Genomic DNA, 24,852 nt, shown 5'->3' on the forward strand with positions numbered 1-24,852 from the left:
TGGCGGTGTTGAGGTTGTTCTTGATGGCGTTGAAGTCGCCGTTGTAGTTGTCGGTGATGCGCGGCGGGATGGCGCCCTTGGCGATACGGTCGACGTAGTCGGCGGCGACGTTGAGCGGGCCGATGACCGCGTCGAGGGTGGCATTGACGCCTTCGACGATCTTGCGATAGTCGCCCTGGTGACGGCTGGCGTCCGCGCGGGTGGCGAGCTTGCCCTCGACCGCGGCCTGCGCCAGCAAGGTGGCGTCACCAATCATGGCGTGGACATTGTCCTGGACTGCGGACAATGCGCTTTCGATTTCGCCCAGTTCATTGCGGGTCTCGACCGCGATGGTCTGGTCGAGCTGGCCTGCTGCGATGCGCTGTGCCGTTTGTGCCGAGCGATGCAGGCTGCGCAGCAACTGGGTGACCTGAATGCCGAACAGCACTGCAATCACCAGCACCAGCAGGGTCAGTCCTGCAGAGAGGGCAAAATTGCGCTGTGCCACCTGTTGCATGTCGAGGGCGTAATCGGTCAGCTGGGTGGCAATCCGGTCTTCCAGCACTTTCATCTGGTCGATCTTGGCGGTGATGGTGGCGAACCATTGCGCCGGATCCACACCAAAGTTGCCTTCCAGCATCCGGTCCAGCGCGACCTTGCGCATGGCCGCAGCTTGCTGGCCCTCGGCGCTGGTGAAAATGGCATCGAGGCCCGCATTCCATTCGCTGCGTGCCATCGGCCGGAAGCTGGCCAGATAGGTATCCTGCGCCGTAATAATGGTGATGATGCGGCGGTGCAGCGGCACATCCGCAGCCTGATTGGCTGCGAACAGACCATTGATTGACGCACGCTCACGCCCGGCCTGCTCCTTGGCGCTGACAAACATCAGGTAAGCGGTCATGCCACGAACGATCTGGACTTCTTCGCCGGCAGCGGCTGCGCGCTCAACGATGGCGAGCAGGCGCTCGATGGTCGTCGTGTAATAGGCAAAGGACGCCGGTCCGGCGAGGCCCAGTGCCGACACCTGTGCCCGCTTGTCCCCCAGCTCGCGCAATTGTCCCTGTGCGTCGCTGACGGCCGAGCGGATGGCGGGTGGCAAGGCCGCGCTGTCTGCACTCAGCCAATCGTCCAGCACCTTGGTGGCTTTGTCCGAGTCCCTGCGCTGGGTGTCGAGCTCGTTGCGGAAGCGCTCGCCGCGTGAGCCGATGAAGCCCGCCGAAAGACCGCGTTCCTTCTGCAGTTCGTGTACGACACCATTGACGCGGACCGACAGTTCGCCAAGGCGGGCGCTGCGCTCGAGGTCGACCATGGCGTGCCATTGGCGCAGCAGGTCTGATGCCGCATAGAACAGTACACCGGCAATCACCAGTGCAAACAGCAGAAAAAGGCGCAGACGAATGGAGCGCCAGCCGTAAGTATTGTTGTTCATTGTTCTCCCCCTGTGAGCCGTGCTCCAGCCGCGTGTGCGACCCGCGTCTGGTGCCGGTCCTTGCTTATTCTGCGTTGGCAGTACTGCCGTCGTCGTCACCGATGCGCGCAAGCATCGCGATCTCTTCGGTCGACAGCACACGTTCGATGTTCAGGATGATGACAAAGCGGCCCTCGACCTTGCCCATGCCCTTGATGAAGTCGGCACGGATCTTGGCGCCGAAGCTGGGGGGCGGTTCGATCTCCGTCCGTGGAATTTCCAGCACCTCGTTGACGGCATCGACGATGACGCCCAGATCCTGCTTGCCGTCCTCGCTTTCGAGTTCGACGATGACGATGCAGGTACGGCGCGAGATCGTCGAGGCCTTGCCGCCGAACCGTGCCGACAGGTCAATGACCGGCACTACCGCGCCGCGCAGGTTGATGACGCCACGGATGAAGGCCGGCATCATCGGAATTTCAGTGACATTGCCGAACTCGATGATCTCCTTGACGTTGAGGATGCCCAGGGCGAAAACCTCTCCGCCCAGGCTGAAGGTGAGGTACTGCTGGGGACTGTCGTCCCCGGCCGCCTGTTTGGCACTGACCGCTTGCTTGCCGCTCGCGACGATCTGAGTCATTTTTTTGCCTCGCGCGTGGGATCAGGTTCAGAACTTCTCGAAGTCGGATTCGGAAAAGCTCACCGGTTTGCGGCCGCCTGTCCGAGTCGAGGTCTTGCTGGGCGCGGGGGCTGGTGCGGCAGCCGCCTTCGGCGCGGTCTTGCGAGCAGCAGTTACCGTGCGCCCTGCCGGCGCATTGTCTACGGTGAAGAATCCCATCAGCTCCTGCAGTTGCCCGGCCTGCCCGCCCAGTTCCTCGGCGGTGGCGGCGAGCTCTTCGGAGGCGGAGGCGTTCTGCTGGGTGGCCTTGTTGAGCTGTCCCATGGCGTTGTTGATCTGGACGACGCCGGCCGATTGCTCCTGACTGGCCGAGGCGATCTCCTGGACCAGATCGGAGGTCTTGCGGATGGAGGGGACGATCTCGCCGAGCAGGGAACCGGCGCGTTCGGCCAGATTGACCGAAGTGCCGGCGAGCTGACCAATCTCCTGCGCGGCGACCTGGCTGCGTTCGGCCAGCTTGCGCACCTCGGCGGCGACCACGGCGAAGCCCTTGCCGTGCTCGCCGGCACGGGCGGCCTCGATGGCGGCGTTCAGCGCGAGCAGATTGGTCTGGTAGGCGATGTCGTCGATGATGCCGATCTTGCCGGCGATGTTCTTCATCGCCTCGACGGTGGAGCCGACGGCCTGTCCGCCTTCGGCGGCTTCGGTGGCGGCCTTGGTGGCCATGCCGTCGGTGACCTTGGCGTTGTCGGAGTTCTGGTTGATCGAGGCACTCATCTGCTCGATGCTGGCCGAGGTCTCCTCGACGCTGGCCGCCTGCTCGGACGAGGACTGGGACAGGCTCTGGGCGGTGGCCGAGACCTGTCCGGCGGCATTCGAGAGCGCATCGGCGGCGGTGCGGACCTGCTCGATGATTTCGGCGAGCTTGTCCATGGAGTCATTGACCGCATGCTGCAGCACCTTGAAGTCGCCGGCGTAGTTGGCGTCGATCTTCTGGGTGAGATCGCCCTGGGAGAGGGCGACCATGACGCGCTTGACCTCGTTGATCGGCGCGATGACGGCATCGAGGGTGTGATTGACGCCCTCGACGATCTTGCGATAGTCGCCCTGGTGGCGGCTGGCGTCGGCGCGGGTGTCGAGACGACCCTCGACCGCGGCCTGCGACAGCATGACGGCGTCGGCGATCAGCGCATTGACCGCTTCGATGGCGGTGTTGAGGTTGTTCTTGAGGGTGTTGAAGTCGCCGTTGTAGCTGTCGGTGATGCGCGGCGGGATGGCGCCCTTGGCGATACGGTCGACATAGTCGGCGGCGACGTTGAGCGGTCCGATGACGGCATCGAGCGTGTCATTGACGCCCTGGACGATGCGCTGGTAGTCGCCCTGGTGACGGCTGGCATCGGCGCGGGTGGCGAGCTTGCCCTCGACGGCGGCCCTGGACAGCATGACGGCGTCGGCGACCAGGGCGTTGATGGCGTCGATGGCGGTGTTGAGGTTGTTCTTGATGGCGTTGAAGTCGCCGTTGTAGTTGTCGGTGATGCGCGGCGGGATGGCGCCCTTGGCGATACGGTCGACGTAGTCGGCGGCGACGTTGAGCGGGCCGATGACGGCATCGAGGGTGGCATTGACGCCTTCGACGATCTTGCGATAGTCGCCCTGGTGACGGCTGGCGTCGGCGCGGGTGGCCAGCTTGCCCTCGACCGCGGCCTGCGACAGCAGGTTGGCGTCGGCGATCATGGTCTTGATGCTGTTCTGCATGCCGTCCACTGCACGCACGACATCGCCCATCTCGTCCTTGGCCGCGTAGTCGAGCTTGAAGTCGAAGTCGCCGGCCGCCATGCGCAGGGCGGCGTCCTTGACCATGGAGACTGGCCGGGTAATGGAGCGGGCAATCAGGAAGGCAAACAGCAGCGCGAGCAACACGGCAACGACGGCGAGCACAATCATCAGCAAGCGCCCCTGATTGGCCTCGTCGATGGCACGCGTGCCGTCGGACTCCATCAGGTTGTTCTGGTATTCGATGATCTTGGTGATGGCACCCATGTAGGCGTTTTGAGCCGTCCGCATGTTGCCCACCAGCAGGGTGGTTGCCGCATCGCGAGCGTCACTGCGGATCAGCTGTTCGAGCTGACGCAGGTTGGTGACGTAGTCGGCGCGGGTCGAGTCGACCTGACGCAACAGATCCTTGCCCGCGTCGGTGGTGATGGTGTCGCGCAGGCGGTCGAGGTTTTCGGTGATCTTGGCGGACGATTGCGGGATACGCAGCAGTTCGCGTTCGGCATCGGCCTTGCTCAGCAACAGGGCGTTGCGGGTGGCGCGTGCCACGATGTTGACTTCGTCGAGCACGTTGTTGGCCCATACCGTCTTGACATAGCGGTCCTTGATCAGCAGGTCGACCTCGCCTGCCAGGGTGCCGATGCGGGCGATGCTGACGATGGCCATGATGATCAGCAGCGCGATCATCACCGCAAACGCGATCATCAGCCGGATTCCAATCTTGATGTTGTTCACTTGTTTCTCCCTGAGGACGATGCGTAAAAGGGGTCAGGCCTTGGCCGGGGCCGCGAGTTGCGGACGGGCTGCGGATCTTTCTTCATGCTGGGCGCAGCGTTGCACCAGAGCCTGAACGTCGAGGATCAGCGCGACTTCGCCGCTGCCGAGAATGGTGGAGCCGCCAATGCCCTTGATATGGCGGAAGATCGAGCCGAGCGGCTTGATCACGGTCTGGAATTCGCCCATCAGCTGATCGACGACGATGCCCGCCTTGAGTCCGCCGTATTGCACAACGACGACGTTCTGGCGCGGGGGCGGGACGTCCTCGATGCCGAACATGTCGCGCAGGCGGACAAAAGGCAGTACCTCGCCGCGCAGGTTGATGTAGTCACGGCCTTCACTGTCCTGACGCAGCTCGATGCATTCGACCACCGAGTCGAGCGGAATCACGTAGGCCGCACGACCGACCCCGACCAGGAAGCCGTCGATGATGGCTAGTGTCAGCGGCAGGCGGATGGCGAAGCGCGACCCCTCGCCTGCGGTCGAGCTGACCTCTACCGTGCCGCGCAGGCTCTGGATGTTGCGGCGGACCACATCCATGCCGACGCCACGGCCGGACAGATTGCTGACTTGCTCCGCAGTGGAGAAGCCGGCTTCGAAGATCAGATTGTAGATCTCGGTGTCGGACAAGGTCTGGCCCGGCTGGATGATGCCGCGCTCGACCGCCTTGGCCGCGATGCGCTCGCGATTCAGGCCGCCGCCATCGTCTACGACCTCGATCATGATGCTGCCAGAGTCGTGATAGGCATTCAGTTCCAGCCGGCCGCGGGCAGGCTTGCCGTGTGCGACGCGGTTCTCGGGCGACTCGATGCCATGGTCCATGGCATTGCGTACAAGGTGCATCAGCGGGTCGCCGATCTTCTCGACCATGGATTTGTCGAGCTCGGTCTCACCGCCCGAGATCACCAGTTCGATATCCTTGCCAAGCTCACGCGAGACATCGCGTACCACCCGGTTGAAGCGGTTGAAGGTCTCGCCGATCTGCACCATGCGCAGTTGCAGCGCGGCGTCGCGAATGCTTTCGACCAGTCGGCTGGTCAGTGAGGTGGCTTCCACCAGGTCGCTCAGGCCTGACTTGCCCGCCAGCAGATTGACGCTGGCACCGGCAATGACCAGTTCGCCAACGAGGTCGATCAGTTTGTCCAGCTTGTCAGCCTGGATGCGGATCAGGCGGGATTCGGCCGCCTTTTTCTCGCTGACCTGTTTCTGCTTGCCGACCGCGGCCTCGACCAACTCAGGCTGAACCACCTTGTGTTCGACCAGGATCTCACCCAGCGGAGTGTGCTCACCCCCCTCCGCTTCGGTGGAGGGGGGCGTCTGTTCCCGCAGGCCTTCGTCAAGCTCGGTCTGGGTGAGCGCGCCGATGCGGACCAGGATTTCGCCCAGCCGCATGGTGTCTTCCGGCAGCTTGCGCAACAACTCGAGATAGTCCTCCAGTTTGCTGTGCGGGGGCAGGATGTGGAGTTCGCATTCATCACGGACGAAATCGAACACGCGCTCGATGGCGGCCTTGTCTGCGGTCGAGGCAAAGTTGATCTCGAAGCCGAGGTAGCAGGTCTCCGGATCCATCTGCTCTGCCGCTGGCAGTGTGTCGGCCAGCGTCTCGATATGGACGATGCGGCCCAGGGTGTCCAGATAGCGCAGGAAGGATAGCGGGTCCATGCCGCCGCGCAGCACATTGGGGCCGAATCGCAGCGAGATGTGCCAGCAATCGGTCTCGACGGCGCCGCCGCCTGAGCTCGATACCGGCTCCTCGCGCGCCGACGGTGGGCCCGAGCGGGGTGCCGCATCGTCGTGTTGCGCAAGCCAGTCGCGCTGCAACCGGGCAAGGATGGTGGCGCCTTCGGCGGTCAGGTCTTCGTTGGGCTGGGTTGCGCCCGCTTCCAGCACATCGAGCAGGTGGCCGATATGGTCTGCGCACGACAACAGCACCGCAACCAGGTCGCCGGACACCGCGATCTCGCCGTTGCGCAGCTTGTCGAGTACGTTCTCGACCACATGAGTGAAGGCGACGATGAACTCGCACTCGACCACGCCTGCGCCACCCTTGATGGTGTGGGCCGAGCGGAATACCGCGTTCAGAGTGTCCGGGTCGCCGGCATTGGCCTCAAGGTCGAGCAGCGCGGCTTCCAGGGCCGTGAGCTGTTCGCGGCTCTCGGTGACGAATACGCTGGTGATTTCGTCCATGTTGTCCTCAGCCCTGATGTGCGGGTACGAGCAGGGGGTCCCCGAACTCGGCGGCCAGATTCAGGAAGTCCACGACCTCGGACACCGCCTCGCTGTGGGCGACGATCGGTGCCTGCTTGCCCAGCCGCGTGGCTTCACGTTTGATCATGATCAGCAACTGAAGGCCCGACGAGTCGATCTCGGCCACGCCGGAAAGGTCGAGTTCCAGCCGGTCGGTGCCAGCCAGGGCCTCGATCAGCCGGGTCTTGAGTGTCATGGCGTTGTAGATGGTCATGTCTTCCATCAGCGCCAGACGGGATGCGGTAGGGGTGTCGGCCATGCGCGTGTCCGGATCAGAAGAGTTCGATCTTGGAGCCGCCGCCGGAGGCCGATCCGGCCTTGTGCAGCGATTCGTCGTGAGTATGGCGTTGCTGTTCCATCACATAGCGGGCGTAGATCTCATTGAGGTGTTCGGCCAGCGGGGTGTAGTGGAAGTCGGGGTTCTCGGCCTGCAGCAGACGTTCGCCGAGCACGCCGAGATGGCCGTCCAGGCGTTGCAGTGACTCTGCGGTGTGCTCAAGCTGCTGGCGGGTGACGTCCTGGAACTGCACACTGGCCAGTGCATCCATGAACATGTGCGCCAGGGTTTCGCTGCTGTCCTTGACGGTGGCGATCACATGGCCCTGGTGGCGCAGGATGTCTTCGTAGCTGTGGCCCAGCACACTGAGCTGGTCGGCGAACTGGCCGAGTGCTTCACGTTCGTTGTCGAGGTTCAGCGACGACAGTTTTTCCTGCAGCTGGCTTTCGATGGTGCTGGCCACGCCCTGGATGCCGCGGTTGATCGACTGCACTGCTTTTTCGGTCTCGGACGACAGCTTGCGCACTTCGTCAGCGACCACCGCGAACCCTCGCCCGGCCTCGCCCGCACGGGCAGCCTCGATGGCGGCATTGAGCGCCAGCAGGTTGGTCTGGGCGGCGATGTCCTTGATCAGTTGGGTCAGCGACTCCAGCGAGCGTGCTTCGCGCACCACTTCGGCAATGCGCAACTGGTCGCGCTCGGCCTCTTCGAGGCGCGAATCGATGTAACGCCGCATCTCGACAATCAATTGCTGGTTGTTGCTGATGCGCTGCTCGGACGCTTCCGCCATCTCGGTGGATTCGCTCGAGCTTTCGGCCACGAAGGTGTTGAGGCGGCCAACAACCTCGTCGATGCTCTGCAGGCGCTCGGTGATGTTGAAGGCCGCGCCTTCGGTCTGCTCGACGACGCTGGATAGCTGACGGCGCAGCACCTCGGTGTAGGTGGGCACATCGCGCAGTTCGCGGGCGACCTCTTCACTGACCGCAGCCACATTGCCGGAACGCTGCTTCAGTTCGCCTTCCTCGGTGCTGATACCGTAGTAGTGGTCACGGAACAGGGCGATGGAAACCAGGCGGTTACCCACATAGGCCGCCACCACGATCAGCACCGAACCTACCGCGTTGCCAAAGGGCTGATCGACCCCGATGGAGGGCAGGAAGATGGTGTTGAACCAGGTGTTGAGGAAATACACACTGATGCCCGCGCCTGCCGCGACGAGGCCGAACACGATCAGGGAGCGCCGAAGCAGGAGATTGAGCAGCATGGTCAGCGGATGACGAGCTTGATGGTGTTGAGCAGTTCGTCGGCGGAGGCGGGCTTGACGATCCAGCCCGAGGCGCCGGCAGCCTTGGCTTCCACCTTTTTCGACTGCTGCGATTCGGTGGTCAGGAACAGGATGGGCATGAAGCGGTAGTTGGGCAGCTTGCGCACTTCCTTGATGAACTCGATGCCATTCATGCCTGGCATGTTCAGGTCGGTGATCAGCAGATCGACCTTGACCCCGGCCTGAAACTTCTTCAGTGCCTCGGCGGCATTGCCCGCCTTCTCGACGCCATAGCCGGCCTTGCCCAGGATGTTGGAGATGGACAGCAGGATGGTGGCGGAATCATCCACCAGAAAAATCGTTTTCATGTTTTATTTGGCAGCGTTCGACATGAGCGACGGGTGTCGCCGGGTTGAAGGTTGGGCGGTTACATTCTTTTTCGACACTTCTGGGACCTTACTTTAGCGGCTTTTGCCGCTTTAGACTTATTCCAGGTCAACTAAGGCGAAGGCAATAGGGGGCGGCGTGATGCCGGCCCCTTGGGTGTATCAGCTTCAGGCCGCGTGGCGCTTGAACCATTCGAGCGCACGTTGCCATCCATCCGCAGCCTCGGTGGCGCGGAAGCTTGGCCGGTAGTCAGCGTGGAAGGCATGCGGGGCGTCGGGGTAAACCACGAAGGTGCTCGGGCTGTTGGCGGACGCCAGCGCCGACTTCATCGCCTCGACATCGTCCAGCGGAATGCCCTGATCCTGGCCGCCGTAAAGGCCGAGCACCGGTGCATGCAGTTTGGCGGCAACATCCAGAGGGTGTTGCGGGTTGTTTTCGGAGGGCGCACCGTCAAGCCGGCCATACCATGCCACGCCAGCCTTCAGCCTGGGGTTATGTGCGGCATACAGCCAGGTGATGCGACCGCCCCAGCAGAAACCGGTGATCGTCAGACGATCGGGGTTGCCGCCCTTGCTGGGCGCCCAGGCGGCGCAGGCGTCGAGATCGGCCATGACCTGAGCGTCGGGGACCTTGGAGACGATGCCCGACAGGATGGCCCCGACGTTGTCGAGGGTGCTCGGGTCGCCCTGGCGGACGAACAGTTCTGGCGCGATCGCCAGATAGCCGAGTTTGGCAAAGCGCCGGCAGACATCCCGGATGTGTTCGTGCACCCCGAAAATTTCCTGTACCACCAGCACGATGGGCAGATTCTTGCTGCCTGCCGGGCGGGCAAAGTAGACCGGAAGGGCGGTGCCGGCGACATCGATGGTGGTGTTGCCGGTGTCGAGGCCGCTGTCGTCGGTCCGGATCAGCGTGCTGGCCTGTACCGGCTGGACTGCCAGCGCAAAACCGGCTGCCGCCAGAGTGGTGACAAATTCGCGGCGGTTCAGCTGCGCGGCGGGCAACAGACTGTCGAAATCACTGTGCTGGGGAGCGTGGGCTTCGGACATCAAGGTGTCTCCTTCATATGGGTTCGGACAAGTCGCCGGTGAAAGGCAACGCAGGAATGGAGCCTCGGAATGCGCGACGGTTCCATGCAGATACGGTCATAGTGTAGACGGCTGTAATGATTCCATGCCGCCATTGCAAGCAGTCACTCAGGATGACTTGCAAATGGCCATGTTGCAGTGCAACATGGCGTCGCACACAACCCTCTGCGGAGACGCATCATGAACAAGAAGAATCCTCTCAAGGCGCGCAACTTTCCGTCGGCTCAGGACGAGGCCAGCACCGTTCGCCTGCCCTCCCGTTATGCCGGCCCCAACAGCTCCTTTGGCATGGCCTATGCCGATACCGAGTTCCTGCTGCGCGAGGAGCTGCGTCCGGTGCGCATGCAGCTGGAGTTGATGAAGCCAGAATTGATCCAGCAGGATCAGGGGGTTGAATCGACCATTGTCATCTTCGGTAGTGCCCGCTTCAAGTCCCGGGAAGAGGCCGAAGCCATGCTGTCAAAGGCTCGCGCAGAGGGCGATGCCGGTGCGCTTGCCCAGGCCGAGCGCATGCTCTCCAACGCCCATTACTACGAAGAGGCGCGCCGGTTTGCGCAGCTCGTCACCAACGAGGCTGATGCACTGGGCGAGCCCGTCATCGTCACCACCGGAGGCGGGCCCGGCATCATGGAGGCGGGTAATCGCGGCGCGCACGAAGCGGGCGGACGCAGCATGGGCATGAGCATCCACCTGCCGTTCGAAGAGGACCCCAATCCCTACATCACCCCGGAGCTGTGCTTCCAGTTCCACTACTTCGCCATCCGCAAGATGCATTTCCTGATGCGGGCGGTGGCCCTGGTGAGCTTTCCGGGCGGCTTTGGCACCATGGACGAGCTGTTCGAGGTGCTGACGCTGGCGCAGACGCGCAAGATCCGCCGGCGGCCCATCGTCCTGTTCGGGCGCAAGTTCTGGAATCGGGTGATCAACTTCGAGGCGCTGGCCGACGAAGGCGTGATCAGTCCGGCCGACCTGTCCCTGTTCCACTATGTGGAGACGGCCGAGGAAGCCTGGGAAATCATCAAGCGCACCTATCGTGAGGACGATCCGGCATTGACCGCGCGTCAGGTGCGCGAGGCCTGACTGACTGTAGCCGCGGGCAGTGTGTTCAATTGGTGGCCCGCGGCACGGTGACTGAGGCGGATCAAGGTTTGCATCAGCCCGGCGCTGCAGGTATTGTCGCCAGCTGCCTTTCAATCCCGCTGAATGGAATCAATGATCCCCCTGGTTTTTCCGGCCCGCCGCCACGTGCGAGGCCGTGTCCGATGAGCTTGCAGCTTGGCCTCGATCTGCGTGACGTTGCTTCGCTTGGTCAGGTGTTTACACCCGAGCCGGTGGTGCGCGCCATGCTGGCATTGCGTCGCAACACGGGAAGGGTGCTGGAGCCGTCCTGTGGCGATGGGGCCTTCCTGCGCCATCTGCCGGGTGCGGTGGGGCTGGAACTGGACGCGAATCACTGTCCGCCGCAGGCGACGGTGATGGACTTCTTTGCCTACCCTGAGCATGAGCAGTTCGATTCCATCATCGGCAATCCGCCCTATGTACGCTTCCAGGACATTCCGGCGCAGACCCTGCGTCGCCTGCCCAAAGGCCTGTTTGACGGGCGCTCCAACCTCTATCTGTTCTTCATCGAAAAATGCCTGCGCCACCTGCGGCCGGGCGGCGAGCTGATCTTCATCACGCCACGGGACTTCCTGAAGGCGACTTCGGCGGTCAAGCTCAACCGCTTGTTGTTCGAGGCGGGCACGTTGACCGATGTGATCGAGCTCGGTGATGCCCGGGTGTTTGCCGATGCGCTACCCAACTGCCTGATCTGGCGTTTCGAGAAGGGCTGCTTCGATCGGCACATGCGGCTGGCTGAAATCGGTACCGCAGATGACCTGACTGCAGCACTGGCAAGGCCGGACTGGCAGCCGCGCACCTTGATCGAGTGCGGTGGGCATCTGATGTTTGCCCGTGGAGAGTATCCCCTGCGTCTGGCCGATGTGGCTTTCGTCAAGGTTGGTGCAGTGTCCGGTGCAGATGACTTGTATGGCGACGATGTGCAAGGCAACCGCGAGTTCGTCTGCTCGCATACGGTCAGCACCGGCCGTACCCGGCGCATGATCTGGACTGAGCCGGGCGATCCGCCGCCTGCCGCCCTGCTACCGCACAAGGTCAGGCTGCTGCAGCGCAAGGTGAGTCGCTTTGATGAGTCCAACTGGTGGACGTGGGGGCGGCAGCATTTTCGCAGCGAACGTCCGCGGGTCTATGTCAATGGCAGGACGCGGGTGGCGCAGCCCTTCTTCCTGCACACCTGCCGTGATTACGATGGTGCGGTGATGGCGGTGTTTCCGCATCGTCAGGACGCAGACATGGCTGCGTTTCGCGATGCGCTCAACCAGGTGAACTGGAGCGATCTCGGCTTTGTCTGCGATGGTCGCTTCCTGTTTACCCAGCGCAGTCTCGAGCACGCACCCTTGCCCGAGTGCTTCAGGGCCTTCCTGCCTGATCCCTTGCCGGCCTGAACGCTGTCACCGCATCAGTGTGGCGCTCAAGTAGCGTTCGAAGTCGGAGGCACTCAGGGGACGGCTGAAGAAATAGCCTTGTGCAGCGTCGCAGCCTTGTTCACGCAGGAAATCGAGTTGTCCCGCTGTCTCGACCCCTTCGGCAATCGTCGTCATGCCCAGATTGTTGGCCAGCTGGATGATGGCGGCGACGATGGCCTTGTCTTCGGCGTCTTCGGTGATGTCGCGGACAAAGCTGCGGTCAATCTTCAGTCGTCCGACGCGGAAGCGCTTCAGGTAGCTGAGGGAGGAGTGCCCCGTGCCGAAATCATCGATCGACATCGCGACACCGCGCGCCGACAGCTGGTCGATGATGAGCACCGCCTTTTGCGGATCTTCCATGGTGGTGGCTTCGGTCAGTTCGAGCTCCAGCGCTTCGGCTGGCAGCCCGGCCTCGTCCAGCACTTGAGCGACCCGGTCGGACAGGCGGGGGTTGCGGAACTGCACGGCTGAGAGATTGACCGCGATGCTCAGCGGTGGCAACCCGTCGCGTCGCCAGCGGCTGGCCTGTGCCGCGGCCTCGCACATCACCCAGTGGCCGATGTCGACGATCAGTCCGGTGCTTTCGGCGATCGGGATGAATTCCGCGGGGGGCACCATGCCCAATTGTGGGTGGTGCCAGCGTAGCAGCGCTTCGGCACCGATCACCTGGTCGGTGTGCAGGCAGAGCTGGGGTTGATACATCAGGCTCAACTGGCCGCGCTCCTGTGCAGTACGGAGGGCGTTGGCCAGCGTCAGCGTGCGTACCGAGTGCGCCTGCATTTCTCGGGTGAAGAAGCGGAAGCCGTTGCGGCTGTCGCGTTTTACCTGATACATCGCCGCATCGGCATTGCGCATCAGGGTATCCATGTCGTGGCCGTCCTCCGGGTACATGGCGATCCCGATCGAGGGTGTCACGACGAGTTCGTGCTGGTCGATGAGCAGCGGTTGGGCAACATGTTCGAGCAGCTTGCTGGCGACCCGGGCTGCACCATCGGCGTCAATGTCCGGCAGCAGCAGGATGAACTCGTCTCCGCCCAGCCGGGACAGCGTGTCGCCCGCCCGCAGGATGCTGGTCAGCCGATGGGCCACGTCGATCAGCAGCCGGTCGCCGATGTCATGCCCGAGCGAGTCGTTGATGTCCTTGAAATGATCGAGATCGATGAACAGGGTGGCGAGCCTGCCGTCGCGGCGTTGTTCAAGATTGAGTGCGAACTGGAAGCGATCCTTCAACTGGCTGCGATTGGGCAGGCCGGTCAGCTGATCGAAATGGGCCAGATGCTCGATGCGGGCCTCGGCGCGCTTGCGCTCGGAAATGTCACGGGTGACGCCGTGGATCTCGATCCGGCCAGTCCTGCGATTGCGCACCATATTGGTCATGACTTCGGTCCATACGGTGCTGCCGTCACGGCGCGGTTGCTCGACTTCGGTAAGCGTGTGGTCTTCCGGGGTGCGGCGACCCGCCTCGAAGTCGACCAGATGGGCATCGAGCAGGGCGCGGACCTTGGCCGCGCTGTCGGGGGTCAGCGCGGCGTCCATCGGCTCGGCCATGATCTCCTCTGGGGTGTATCCGCGCAGGCGCTCGACCGAAGGACTGACATACAGGAAGCGGAGCGTGACCGGGTCCAGGGTCCAGATGACGTCGTTGATGGTCTCGGTTAGTTCGCGGTATTTCTCCTCGCTTTCCTGCAGGGTGTCAGCCATCTGCTCGCGTACCTGATCCAGACGGAAGCGCTCCAGGGCGTGATCGATGTCCTGTGCCATCTCGTGCATCAGGGATTGGGCTGCGTCGTCGAAAGCGCCCGGTCTGTCCGCATAGAGGTTCATGACGCCGATGACCTGGCCCGCCAGATGCAACGGCAGTGCCGCTGAAGCCTGCCAGCCAAAGCGCTTGCCGGTCTCCTGCCAGGGTAACGTTGCCGGGTCGGTGGAAAAGTCCTGACACCAGTACGGGCGGTCTTCGCTGATCGCGATGCCGCTTGGGCCTCGGGAGGTCGGCCCGTCGCCATCCAGGGCAATGCGCAGGTCCTGCAAGTACGCGATGCCGTCGCCAGCGGCCGCGACCGGGGTCAGTGTCCGGGTCGCGTCATCGATCATGCCAATCCAGATCATCTTGATCTCGCCTGCCCCGACCACATCACGGCAAATGCGTTCAAGCAGTTCAGATTGGTTGTTGCAGCGGACGATGGCCTGGTTGCACTGGCTCAATGTGGCGTAAAGCCGGTTCAGGCGCTGCAGCTGGGCAGTGCGCTCACGAACCTGGCTGCGCAGGACGAGGATGCCGGCTGTCAACATTGCACCCAGCACGAACAGGACAAGGAGCGCGGTACGCAGTATCGGCGGGATCAGCGTGGCCGGCTGCTGGTCCAGCCACTTTTTCATGATCACGAAATAGGGTGAATCCGGTGTCGCCTGCCATGCGGTCAGATGGGCGTCGATGGCTGTCAGCAGATTGTCGTTGCGCCCCCGGGTGGTCACGTAGAACAACTTTGCGGGTTGCAGCATGATCGGGGTCTCGATCAGCTGGAAACCTTCGGCCCGGTAGTTGCCAAAGTGGTGGCTGGCAATCGCCGCGTCCACCTGCCCACTTTCTGCCAGCGCGAAAGCCTCGTCCGGTGTGCTGGCGAGTACGATCTCGAAATTGACGTCAAAGCCTGCCAGCATCTGCCGCAGGGCAGACTCCTGCACGCTGCCGGCCAGCATCGCGATGCGGCGTCCATCGAGATCCAGCAGGCTCTGGATGGAAACGTCTGCACGCCGGTAGATCTGCGACCAGCTATGTAGTGCAGGCGTGTGGTGAAAGTCGAACTGCAGGCTGCGTGCTTCGGTATGGGCCACATCGGGCAGCAGGTCGAGCTGCCCTGCGGTGATCCGGTCCAGACAGTCCTGCCATTGGCAGGAAATGAATTCCAGTTGCCAGGACTCGGCCGCAGCGATCTCGCGCAGCAGGTCGATCTGGATGCCGCTTGCCCGTCCTGTTGCATCGTGGAAGATCTTTGGCGGATTTTCGTAGATGCCGACGCGAACGGTTCGGGCCGCGTGCGAAGGCGATAGCAATGCCATGCCCAGCGCAATGGCCCATAGTAGTCTGCCGAGAACGGCAGCATGGTGCGCTGGGCGGGGTCGGGTCACGGCGGCATCCCGAAGAGGGTTCGTCCTGGACGCAAGGTATCGGGTGACGGGGGTGGCTCAACTCCGCCCCATGCTGGCACGCTCGGCACCGCGTGGCGGCTGCACGGTGCCACCCGCGTCCGTTGCTGTACGGGTGCTTGCGTTGCGCTGCAGTTGGGCAAAGTCGGCCACGACGTGAGCGGCTTCTTCCTTGAGGATGTCGCGCCGTGTCTTGCGTTCTGCCTCCGCGGCGAGTTCTTCCTTCAGGCTGCGCTCGTCCCGCAGCAGGCCGTCATCACGTACCGCCGCCGGGCTGTCGCCCGATGCAGCTTCGTCGGCGGTGGCCGCCAGCATTTGCTGGCGAAGGCGCTGGCGGGCGGATTGTTCGTCACGCTCCTTGCGGCGCTGGGCCTCGTTCAGCGAGATATCGGTGCGTTTGCGCAAGGCAGCAAGCTCGGCGGCGTCCTCCTGCAGGTGACGAAACTCCACGCTGGCGGCAGTGCGGGCCTGATGCCGTTCCTTCAGCGCCGGCAGCAGTTCGGCCGGCTTGCCGAGCGGGCGGAAGCTGGCCGCATTGATCTGCGTCCACGGCAGGGCGTTGTCATAGCTGGATTCGCCGAAGCGTTCGAAATCGCTGGTGGCAGGAAACTCGATGTCGGGAGACACGCCGTGCAACTGGGTGGTGCCGCCGGAGATGCGGAAGAACTGCGCGATGGTCATCTTCAGCTCGCCGTAACGCGGGGAGTTGCTCTTGGCCATGTCGTCGAGATTGAGCAGGGTCTGCACCGTGCCCTTGCCGAAGCTCGGTTCGCCGATGACCACCCCGCGACCATAATCCTGGATGGCCGCGGCGAAGATTTCCGAGGCCGATGCCGAGGCACGGTTGATCAGCACCCCCACCGGACCGTCCCAGGCCACGCCCGGATCGGTGTCGCGCTCGACGCGGATCTGTCCCTGCGGGTTGCGCTGCTGCACCACCGGGCCGGTATCGATGAACAGGCCGGTCAGCGAGATCGCCTCGTCGAGCGAACCGCCACCGTTGTTGCGCAGGTCCACCAGCACGGCGTCCACGCTGTCACGCTTGAGCTCGTCGAGCAGGCGGGCCACATCGCGTGTCGCGCTGCGGAAGTCGCTGTTGTTGCGACGCGCATCGGTGTCCTGATAGAAAGTGGGCAGGGTGATGACGCCGACCCGCTGGCGCGTTTCGTTGTTGCCGGTATCGATGATGGTCTTGCTGGCAGCCTGGTTCTCCAGCTTGATCGTATCGCGCACCATGGCGACACGCTTGTGTTCGCCGTCCACGCCGGCGTCGGCAGGCAGGATATCGAGCACCACGGTGCTGCCCTTGGTACCGCGGATCAGCGCCACCACGTCATCCACCCGCCAGCCCATGACGTCGGTCAACGTGCCGTCCTCGCCCTGGGCGACGCCGACGATGCGGTCGCCAATCCCGAGTTGGGCCGAGCGTGCTGCCGGTCCGCCCGGGACCAGTTCGCGGATGATGATGAAGTCGTCACGCTCCTGCAGCACTGCGCCGATGCCGACCAGTGACAGCTTCATCGAGATCGCGAAATCCTCCGCCGCACGCGGGCCCAGGTAGGCGGTGTGCGGCTCGATGGCATTGGCGTAGGCGTTCATGAATACCTGGAAGACGTCGTCGCTCTTGATGCGCGCGGCACGCGCCAGGGCATTGTCGTATCGCTTGCCCAGGGTGTCGCGAATGGCTTTGTCGTCCATGCCGTTGAGCTTGAGTCGCAGCCAGTCGTTCTTGACCCGCTGGCGCCAGAGTTCGCGGGCCTCGTCATCGTTTGCCGGCCACGGGGCGTCGGTGCGGACAAAGCGGTAGCGCTCGTCACGGGCAAAGTCGAAGCCCTGTTCGAGCAGGGCCCGGGCCTCGCTCAGGCGTTGCTGCTGGCGCTGGCTGTAGCGGGTGAAGAGGGCAAAGGGGATGGCGAGGTCCTGACGCAGGATGGCGTCGTCCAGCCGGGTCCGTGCCGGCTCGAATTCGGTGACGTCGGATTGCAGCAGGAAGAGACGGTCCGGATCGAGGCTTTTCAGGTAGCGCTCGAAGATCTTCTCCGACATCGCGTCGTCCAGCGGGACGGGCTGGTAGTGAAAGCGCGACAGCAGCTGGGCGCTGACGAGCGCCGTCTCGAGATGGACGGGCGAGGGCGCAAACTGCCGGCTGGCAGTGCCTTCTGCAGCCTGTGCGACGGAAAACAGTGCTAGCAGGAGCCAGGGCAGCGTTCTCTTCATGGGTGGATTCCTTGGCTCTGCGGCCTTGAAGCGGGTCGATGTGTCTTTGGTGCGCCCGGCGCTGCCAAAGTTTCACGCCACATAGGCTAGCAGTTACCGCGCAGGGATGGGAGGTGCCAAAGTGTTTCACATGTCTACGCATGTACGCGCGTAACCGCCTCCCGCCCTTGGTGTAACATTCCGGCCAACTCATTTGTCGCCCGCTCCCTCGCGACCCCTCCCGAGACGATACATCCATGGTTCCACACCTCACTACCGCACTCACCGGCCCGCTGCTCGAGCTGGAAAAACAGTTTCTCGACCGTGCCACCGAGATCGAAAAGTGGTTCCGCGTGCAGTGGCTCGACCACATGCCGCCCTTCTACGGCTCGACCGATCTGCGCAACTCCGGCTTCAAGCTCGCGCCGGTCGATCTGAACCTGTTTCCGGGCGGCTTCAATAACCTCGACGACAGCTTCATGCCCTTGTGTGTGCAGGCGGCCCAGGCTGCGATCGAACGCATCTGTGCCGATGCCAGCAAGTTGTTGCTGATTCCGGAGAATCACACCCGCAACCAGTTCTACCTGCAGAACGTAGCCAAGCTGGTTTCCATCCTCAAGCTGACCGGTCTGGACGTACGTATCGGCAGCCTGTTGCCGGACATCACGGCACCGACCACGCTCGAACTGGCCAACGGAGCGACGCTGACCCTCGAGCCGCTGCTGCGTAGTGGCAGCCGACTTGGGGTGGAGGGATTTGACCCGTGTGCGGTGTTGCTCAACAACGATCTGTCGGCTGGCATCCCCGACGTGCTGCGCGGGCTTGACGAGCAATGGCTGATTCCGCCCCTGCATGCAGGCTGGCATGTGCGCCGCAAGTCGCGCCATGCTGCTGCCTACGACCGGGTGGTGAATGCGTTTGCCGAGGAGATCGGTATCGATCCGTGGCGCATCAACCCCGAGTTCCGGGTGTGTGGCGAGGTGAACTTTCACGAGCGCACAGGCGAGGAGTGCCTGGCGCACCAGGTCGACAGCCTGCTGACCCGTATCCGCGCAAAATACAAGGAATACGACATCACCGACGAGCCCTTCGTGGTGGTCAAGGCCGATGCCGGCACCTACGGCATGGGCGTGATGACGGTCAAGGATGCGTCTGAAGTGGTCGGCCTCAACCGTCGCCAGCGAAACAAGATGGCGGTGGTCAAGGAAGGCCTGCAGGTGCAGGAAGTGATCATCCAGGAAGGGGTGCACACTTTCGAGACCGTCGATGGTGCCGTGGCCGAGCCGGTGATCTACATGATGGACCACTATGTGGTGGGGGGCTTCTACCGCGTTCATACCGAGCGCGCGCGCGACGAGAACCTGAACGCACCGGGCATGCATTTCAAGCCGCTGGCCTTCGATACCTGCTGCTCGATACCGGATTGCAGCAAGGAGCCGGATGCTGCCCCCAACCGGTTCTACGCCTACGGCGTGGTCGCGCGTCTGGCCTTGCTTGCAGCATCGGTCGAGATCGAGGAGACCGAGCCGGCTGAAGAGGCGGTGGCATGAGCCGTCCGCTCAAGCTCGCCTTCATCCTGGATCCGCTCGAAGGCTTGAAGGCCTACAAGGACTCCAGCATTGCGATGATGCGTGCGGCCGCAGCCCGTGGGCATGAGGTGTGGGCCTTGCAGCGCGAGGCGCTCACCTGGCGCGACGGGGTGGTGGCCGGGAGTCGCTGCGTTCCGCTGACGGTTTCAACCGGGTCTGACCCCGTTGAAACAGACTGGTACCGTGCTGGCGAGGCCCAGGCCTTGCCGCTGGACACGTTCGATGCGGTGCTGATGCGTCAGGATCCGCCCTTCGACTTCGAGTACGTGACCGCGACCTGGCTGCTGGAGCGTGCAGCCCAGGCCGGCGTGCGGGTGTTCAACCAGCCGCGTGCGGTGCGCGACCACTCCGAGAAGATCGCAATCACCGAGTTTTCGCAGTTCACCGCCACCACGCTGGTGGCGCGCGATGCGGCCGACGTGCATGCCTTCATCGACGAGTTGGGGGATGTGATCCTGAAACCGCTCGATGGCATGGGGGGCAGCCAGATCTTCCGCGTACGCGCCGACGATCCCAACCGCAACGTCATCGTCGAGACGCTGACGCACGAAGGCGCACGCACGATCATGGCCCAGCGCTATCTGCCGGCGATTGCCGAGGGCGACAAGCGGGTGCTGATCATCGGCGGGCAGGTGGTGCCGTATGCGCTGGCGCGCATCCCCAAATCTGGCGAAACCCGTGGCAATCTGGCCGCTGGCGGCCGTGGCGTGGCCATGCCGCTGACTGTGCGTGAGCGCGAGATTGCGGAGTACCTGGCGCCCATTCTGTGGGCGCGCGGTTTGTTGATCGTGGGTCTGGATGTGATCGGTGGGCATCTGACCGAGATCAACGTCACCAGCCCCACCTGCATGGTCGAGATCGCGTCCCAGCAAGGTTTTGATGTTGCCGGCCTGGTCATCGATACGCTCGAACAGGTGTGTGCCGCATGAGGCTTGCGATCGGGGGCCGCCTGCGCGCGGTCCTGATGTTGCTGCTGTGCGGCATGCTGCTGTCGGCCTGCTCGCGTCCCGAGGTGTTCCGACAGGAGTCCTATGTGTTCGGTACCCGGGTGGATGTCGCGGTCTATGGCGAGGACAAGGCACAGGCCGATTCTGCCACTGCGGCTGTGCTGCGCGAGTTTGACCGCCTGCACCGCGCCTATCACGCCTGGGAACCCTCCGAGCTGACCGCGCTGAATGCGGCGATTGCCCGTGGCGAGCCGCACGAGGTTTCGGACGAGCTGGCGGCGATGTTGCGTGATGCCCAGCAGATGGCGGCGATGGGCGACGAGCTGTTCGACCCTGCACTCGGCGCCTTGATCGCACTTTGGGGGTTCCACACCGATACCTTCGTGCCCGTGAGGCCTGATCCTGCCAGGCTGCAGGCCTTGCTCGATGCTCGCCCACGCATGAGCGACCTGGTGATCGAAGGCAATCGCGTCAGCAGCCGCAATCTGGCGGTACAGCTGGATCTGGGGGGGTACGCCAAGGGCTACGCGCTGGACCGGGCCAATGCCATCCTGCGTGAGCAGGGTGTGGTCAATGCGCTGGTCAATATTGGTGGCAACGTCATGGCGCTGGGCAAGAAGGGCGATCAGCCCTGGCGTATCGGGATCCAGCATCCGCGAAATCCGGCGCCGCTGGCGACCATGCCGCTATACGACGGTGAGGCGGTGGGCACTTCCGGCGACTACCAGCGCTATTTCGAGCTCGACGGCGAGCGTTATGCGCATCTTCTGGACCCCCGCACCGGCCAGCCCGCACATGGCACCCAGTCGCTGACCGTGCTGATCACACCGCGACCGGCCGCGGGCACGCTGTCCGACGCGGCCAGCAAGCCAGCCTATCTTGCAGGTGAGGGTTGGCGTGAGCAGACCCGGCGCTTCGGCATCGACCATGCATTGCGTATTGCCGAGGATGGCCGTGTCGAGGTGACCCGATCGCTTCGCGCGCGGCTGCAGTTCCCGGTGCCGACCGAGGTCAGTGTCATCGACTGAGCGCGTGTCAGGCAATACCGCGCCGCAACGACTGCGCCCTAGCGGAACACGCGTACTCGATTTCGCTACGGCGCAGATTTTTTCGTTGCCGCCGGGCCTGCCGGAAACTCTGATCCGGGCCTTGCGTCATAGGCACCATGTTTGCACGTGTCAGACTGTTCCTGCTGGGGGTATTGTCACTCTTCGTGGTGGCGGGCTGCGGCGTGCGCCTGGCTTACTCGCAACTCGACTGGCTGGTGCCGTGGTACCTGAGTGACTACGTTTCCTTCGATCGTGAGCAACGGCGTCTGCTCGATGCCCGGCTGGCGGATCGGCTGACTTGGCATTGCTCGAGTCAGCTTGGCCCCTATGCCGAACTGCTGGGTGATCTCGAGCTGCGGCTGGGTGAGGCGGCGCCACTCGATGCGGCTGCGCTGGACCCCTTCCTGCAGCGTGGCGAGGCCTTCTGGCAGGTCCTGATGGAGGCTCTGGTGCCGGATGCCGCGCAGATGTTCGCCGCGCTGGACGATGCGCAGGTGGCCGAGCTGGCTGCTGCCTTTGCCCGACGCAACACGGAGACTCGCAAGACGTTTCTCGAGGGCAGTCCCGGGCAGTTGCGCAGTGCCCAGATCGAGCGTATGGAAAAACGTCTGCGTACCTGGTTCGGCCGCCTGCAGCCGCAGCAGCGGCAGCGGGTACAGGCCTGGAGCGATGCACTGCGCCCTACTACGACGGATTGGCTGGCCCACCGCGAGCGCTGGCAGACTGGCTTGATCGAAGCCTTGGGGCGCCGGCATGAGGCGGGGTTCGAGCTTGAGGTCAGGCGTTTGCTGACCGCGGCCGAGTCTGACTGGAGCGCGGACTACCGCGCCGACCGTGCCTACAACCGCGCGCAGACGCTGGCATTGCTGGCCGATCTGGTCAATGACGCGACGCCGGCGCAACGCCAGACCTTGCTGGGAGAGCTGGCGGGCTGGCGGGCTGACTTCCAGCGCATGGCCTGCGCGCCCCCGTCGGGACCTGCACTGGCTGCGCATTGACAGGACGACGGCTGTGCTGCAGCGTCCCGCCGTGACAAAGTGAGGGCTTGCGGCAGGCGTCTTGCCGGGTAGGCCTGGAATGCACCAACAAGGGGCGTGTGCTTGAGCGGGCCGCCACGTCAGCCGCTTATACTGCAGGGCCTAAACGTATGCTGGAGCGTCCATGGCCCCGAAACATCAGCTCGACCGCCTCGCCATTGGTCTGATGGTGCTGTTCTGCTCGATCTGGGGTGTGCAGCAGGTCGCGATCAAGCTGGCCAATGCCGGCATCTCGCCGGTCTGGCAGGCGGGGCTGCGCTCGCTCGGCGCCGCGGTGCTGGTGTTCGCCTGGGCCTGGTGGCGTGGGGTAGGCCTGTTTTCCCGGGACGGTACCTTGTGGCCTGGCGTACTGGCCGGGTTGCTGTTTGCCGGCGAGTTCGGTCTGCTGTACTGGGCGCTTGAATTCACCACCGCATCGCGTGGCGTCATCTTTCTCTACACTGCGCCTTTCATGGTTGCGCTGGGTGCAGTCTGGTTGTTGCCGCAGGAACACATGCGCCGGGCGCAATGGGTCGGCATGGCCCTGGCCTTCATTGGCGTGCTGGTCCTGTTTGGCGAGAACCTGCTGCGCCCCTCGGGCATGGCCTGGCTGGGGGATCTGATGATCTTCGCCGCAGCGATACTCTGGGCGGCGACCACGCTGACGGTGAAGGCTACCGTTCTGGGGCGCACCGCACCGGAGAAAACCCTGCTCTACCAGTTGGTGGTGTCCGCTGCAGTACTGCCGGGTGTGGCGGTCTTGCTTGGTGAGCCCGGGGTGTTTGCGCCGACGCCGGTGGTCTGGGCCAGTCTGGCCTTTCAGACCGTGGTGGTGGCGGGAGCCAGCTATCTCGGCTGGTTCTGGCTGATCCGTCATTATCCGGCGACCCGGTTGTCGTCGTTTTCCTTCCTGACGCCAGTACTGGGGGTGGTGGCTGGCGGTGTGCTGCTGGGCGAGCCGCTGACCTTGGCGGTTTTCGTTGCGCTGGGCCTGGTCGGGCTGGGTATCTGGCTGGCAAACCGGCCTGCCGCGCGCTGAGCGCTTCAGGTGGCGTCCTGCTGATCCGACGCGCGCGCGCTGGCGACCACCCAATCGGCAAATTGCCGGGCTTCCGGCCTCAGCCCTTGCGGCGGCGGGATCAGCCAGAAACCGCGACCGTCCACCGGGAAGCGGACCTTGCCCACGGTGGCGAGTCGCCCCTCACGGATCATGGGGTCGACCAGCACGGCACGGCCCAGCGCCAGACCCTGTCCGCCTGCTGCGGCATGAATCAACTGGTCATAGTGGCTATAGCCGATGCGCGCGCGGGGGCGGATGCCGTCCAGGCCAATCAGCTTCAGCCAGTGGTCCCAGCCCAGCCAGGGAAAGCCCGGTTCGTTGTATTCCAGCAGCGTGAGTTGAGGCAGCGTGGCCGCGGTGATGTCCAGTTCATGTGCGACGCTGGGGTGGGCGACCGGAAACAGGATTTCGGCAAACAGTTGGGTGGCCTCGGCGGGGGCGTCGCGGTCGGCACAGTAGCGCAGTGCGAGGTCGATGTGCTCGCGCGCCAGATCGGCTACCCGGTTGCCCGCAGCGATGTGGATGTCGATATCCGGGTGCTGCTGTTGAAAGTCGCGTAGCCGCGGCACCAGCCACAAGGCCGAGATGCCGATCGAGGCGGTGACCACCACCGGCCGACGGGCTGGTGTGCGCATGCTTTCGGCCAGCCGGACGTATTCCGTCAGCCAGCCTTCTGCTGCTGCGGCAAGGCGGGTGCCTTCGTCGGTGAGGCTCAGGCTGCGTACGCCGCGCTCGAACAGTGTGACGCCCAGCGCGGATTCCAGTGCCTGGATCTGCCGGCTGATGGCGGATTGGGTCAGGCACAGCTCCGCTGCGGCACGGGTAAAGCTCAGGTGGCGCGCCGCGGCAATAAACCCTCGCAGGGGATCGAGTGGGGGAAGCTTCAGGAGCGGGCTATGCATGATTTTTACGCATCGATCGATGCGAAATGACCGTTTGTTGTCAGGCTAGTCGATGCCGATACTGCATGCAAGGGCGGACGTGAAGAGGCGAAGGGCGCCACTGTCGCCGCCATTCGGGCAGGAGGTGTCATCATGCAGACAGGGAATCAGGTCGGGTTCGTGCGGATTGCCGCGGGCGAAGTCCGGGTCATGGACGACGTGTTCGGGGTCGAGTTTCGTTGCCTGGAGGGGCGAATCTGGCTGACTCAGTATGGGGACGACCGCGATGTCGTGCTGGAAGGCGGGCGTGGCTTCGTGCCCGCAAGCGCGGCCGTCGTCGTGGTGTCGTCGTCACGCGGCGCGCTGCTCAGCCTGTCCCGCCCGGTCGAACGGTTGAGGACGGATCCGCGCCCGTGGTGGCGTCGGGCCTTGAGCGTGTTTGATCCGCGCGGTGGCGGTGCAATGACGCGGGCCCTGCAGGGACGGCAGCCGGCTTCGTCCGCTGCTTTCGGGCCGTTATCTGAATCTTAGCGCTTGCCTCGCCACGCCTCACCATCATGTCAGTCAAGCCTTGGCAGGTGGGTGGGTCGTAAGCGCGTGCCTTGCTTGGTTCTCTCGCGCCA

The 24,852-nt window shown here is 63.7% G+C and carries 19 protein-coding genes; 8 read left to right on the forward strand and 11 right to left on the reverse strand.

What is annotated here, in order from left to right:
* From DNK49_RS21940 to DNK49_RS21975, 8 genes are all read right to left on the reverse strand, one after another.
* On the reverse strand, positions 1–1,408 hold a 1,408-nt coding region (locus DNK49_RS21940), incomplete at its 3' end, for a nitrate- and nitrite sensing domain-containing protein (RefSeq protein WP_120719295.1).
* A gap of 64 nt (positions 1,409–1,472) precedes the next feature.
* Positions 1,473–2,027, reverse strand: coding sequence for a chemotaxis protein CheW (locus DNK49_RS21945; RefSeq protein WP_110530015.1), 555 nt, complete (start codon positions 2,025–2,027; stop codon positions 1,473–1,475).
* Between the two features lie 27 nt (positions 2,028–2,054).
* Positions 2,055–4,514, reverse strand: coding sequence for a methyl-accepting chemotaxis protein (locus DNK49_RS21950; RefSeq protein ID WP_110530019.1), 2,460 nt, complete (start codon positions 4,512–4,514; stop codon positions 2,055–2,057).
* A gap of 33 nt (positions 4,515–4,547) precedes the next feature.
* Entirely contained in the window at positions 4,548–6,743 is a 2,196-nt protein-coding gene (locus DNK49_RS21955; RefSeq protein WP_110530022.1) for a chemotaxis protein CheA, read from the reverse strand.
* Positions 6,744–6,750: 7 nt separating this feature from the next.
* Entirely contained in the window at positions 6,751–7,062 is a 312-nt protein-coding gene (locus DNK49_RS21960; protein WP_110530025.1) for an STAS domain-containing protein, read from the reverse strand.
* 13 nt (positions 7,063–7,075) lie between these two features.
* On the reverse strand, positions 7,076–8,344 hold the full coding sequence (locus tag DNK49_RS21965; protein WP_110530027.1) for a methyl-accepting chemotaxis protein: 1,269 nt from the start codon (positions 8,342–8,344) through the stop codon (positions 7,076–7,078).
* Between the two features lie 2 nt (positions 8,345–8,346).
* A complete protein-coding gene (locus DNK49_RS21970) occupies positions 8,347–8,712 on the reverse strand; it encodes a response regulator (RefSeq protein ID WP_110530030.1) in 366 nt (121 codons plus the stop codon).
* A gap of 186 nt (positions 8,713–8,898) precedes the next feature.
* On the reverse strand, positions 8,899–9,780 hold the full coding sequence (locus DNK49_RS21975; RefSeq protein WP_110530033.1) for a dienelactone hydrolase family protein: 882 nt from the start codon (positions 9,778–9,780) through the stop codon (positions 8,899–8,901).
* A 219-nt stretch (positions 9,781–9,999) separates the two neighbouring features.
* Between DNK49_RS21975 and DNK49_RS21980 the strand changes: the two genes are divergently transcribed.
* Positions 10,000–10,899, forward strand: coding sequence for an LOG family protein (locus DNK49_RS21980; protein ID WP_110530036.1), 900 nt, complete (start codon positions 10,000–10,002; stop codon positions 10,897–10,899).
* Between the two features lie 182 nt (positions 10,900–11,081).
* On the forward strand, positions 11,082–12,323 hold the full coding sequence (locus DNK49_RS21985) for an Eco57I restriction-modification methylase domain-containing protein (RefSeq protein ID WP_110530039.1): 1,242 nt from the start codon (positions 11,082–11,084) through the stop codon (positions 12,321–12,323).
* Positions 12,324–12,329: 6 nt separating this feature from the next.
* Here DNK49_RS21985 and DNK49_RS21990 read toward each other — a convergent pair whose 3' ends face one another.
* Positions 12,330–15,473, reverse strand: a complete 3,144-nt coding sequence (locus DNK49_RS21990; RefSeq protein ID WP_165843411.1) for an EAL domain-containing protein — start codon at positions 15,471–15,473, stop codon at positions 12,330–12,332.
* Positions 15,474–15,530: 57 nt separating this feature from the next.
* On the reverse strand, positions 15,531–17,708 hold the full coding sequence (locus DNK49_RS21995; RefSeq protein WP_110530042.1) for a carboxy terminal-processing peptidase: 2,178 nt from the start codon (positions 17,706–17,708) through the stop codon (positions 15,531–15,533).
* Between the two features lie 236 nt (positions 17,709–17,944).
* Here DNK49_RS21995 and gshA point away from each other — a divergent pair, with 236 nt between their 5' ends.
* The 5 genes from gshA (at position 17,945) to DNK49_RS22020 (ending at position 23,327) form a co-directional block, all read left to right on the forward strand.
* Complete coding sequence (gshA, locus tag DNK49_RS22000; protein ID WP_110530045.1) at positions 17,945–19,237, forward strand: glutamate--cysteine ligase; 1,293 nt, start codon at positions 17,945–17,947, stop codon at positions 19,235–19,237.
* Positions 19,234–20,205: a glutathione synthase gene (gene gshB / locus DNK49_RS22005; RefSeq protein WP_110530048.1), complete on the forward strand. Its 972-nt coding sequence runs from the start codon at positions 19,234–19,236 to the stop codon at positions 20,203–20,205. Before gshA ends, gshB begins: the two co-directional genes overlap by 4 nt.
* 35 nt (positions 20,206–20,240) lie before the next feature.
* Positions 20,241–21,251 (forward strand): FAD:protein FMN transferase, encoded by a 1,011-nt coding sequence (locus tag DNK49_RS22010; protein ID WP_424445304.1) that lies wholly within the window; start codon positions 20,241–20,243, stop codon positions 21,249–21,251.
* A 137-nt stretch (positions 21,252–21,388) separates the two neighbouring features.
* A complete protein-coding gene (locus tag DNK49_RS22015) occupies positions 21,389–22,270 on the forward strand; it encodes a DUF6279 family lipoprotein (RefSeq protein WP_110530050.1) in 882 nt (293 codons plus the stop codon).
* Positions 22,271–22,433: 163 nt separating this feature from the next.
* Entirely contained in the window at positions 22,434–23,327 is an 894-nt protein-coding gene (locus DNK49_RS22020; protein WP_110530054.1) for a DMT family transporter, read from the forward strand.
* A gap of 5 nt (positions 23,328–23,332) precedes the next feature.
* On the opposite strand, the gene DNK49_RS22025 is transcribed toward DNK49_RS22020, so the two are convergent.
* Positions 23,333–24,250: a LysR substrate-binding domain-containing protein gene (locus DNK49_RS22025; protein WP_110530056.1), complete on the reverse strand. Its 918-nt coding sequence runs from the start codon at positions 24,248–24,250 to the stop codon at positions 23,333–23,335.
* Positions 24,251–24,382: 132 nt separating this feature from the next.
* Here DNK49_RS22025 and DNK49_RS22030 point away from each other — a divergent pair, with 132 nt between their 5' ends.
* On the forward strand, positions 24,383–24,760 hold the full coding sequence (locus tag DNK49_RS22030; protein WP_110530059.1) for a DUF2917 domain-containing protein: 378 nt from the start codon (positions 24,383–24,385) through the stop codon (positions 24,758–24,760).
* Positions 24,761–24,852 lie beyond the last annotated feature (92 nt).

This window comes from Parazoarcus communis SWub3 = DSM 12120 (assembly GCF_003226565.1).
In the GTDB taxonomy this organism is placed as follows: domain Bacteria; phylum Pseudomonadota; class Gammaproteobacteria; order Burkholderiales; family Rhodocyclaceae; genus Parazoarcus; species Parazoarcus communis.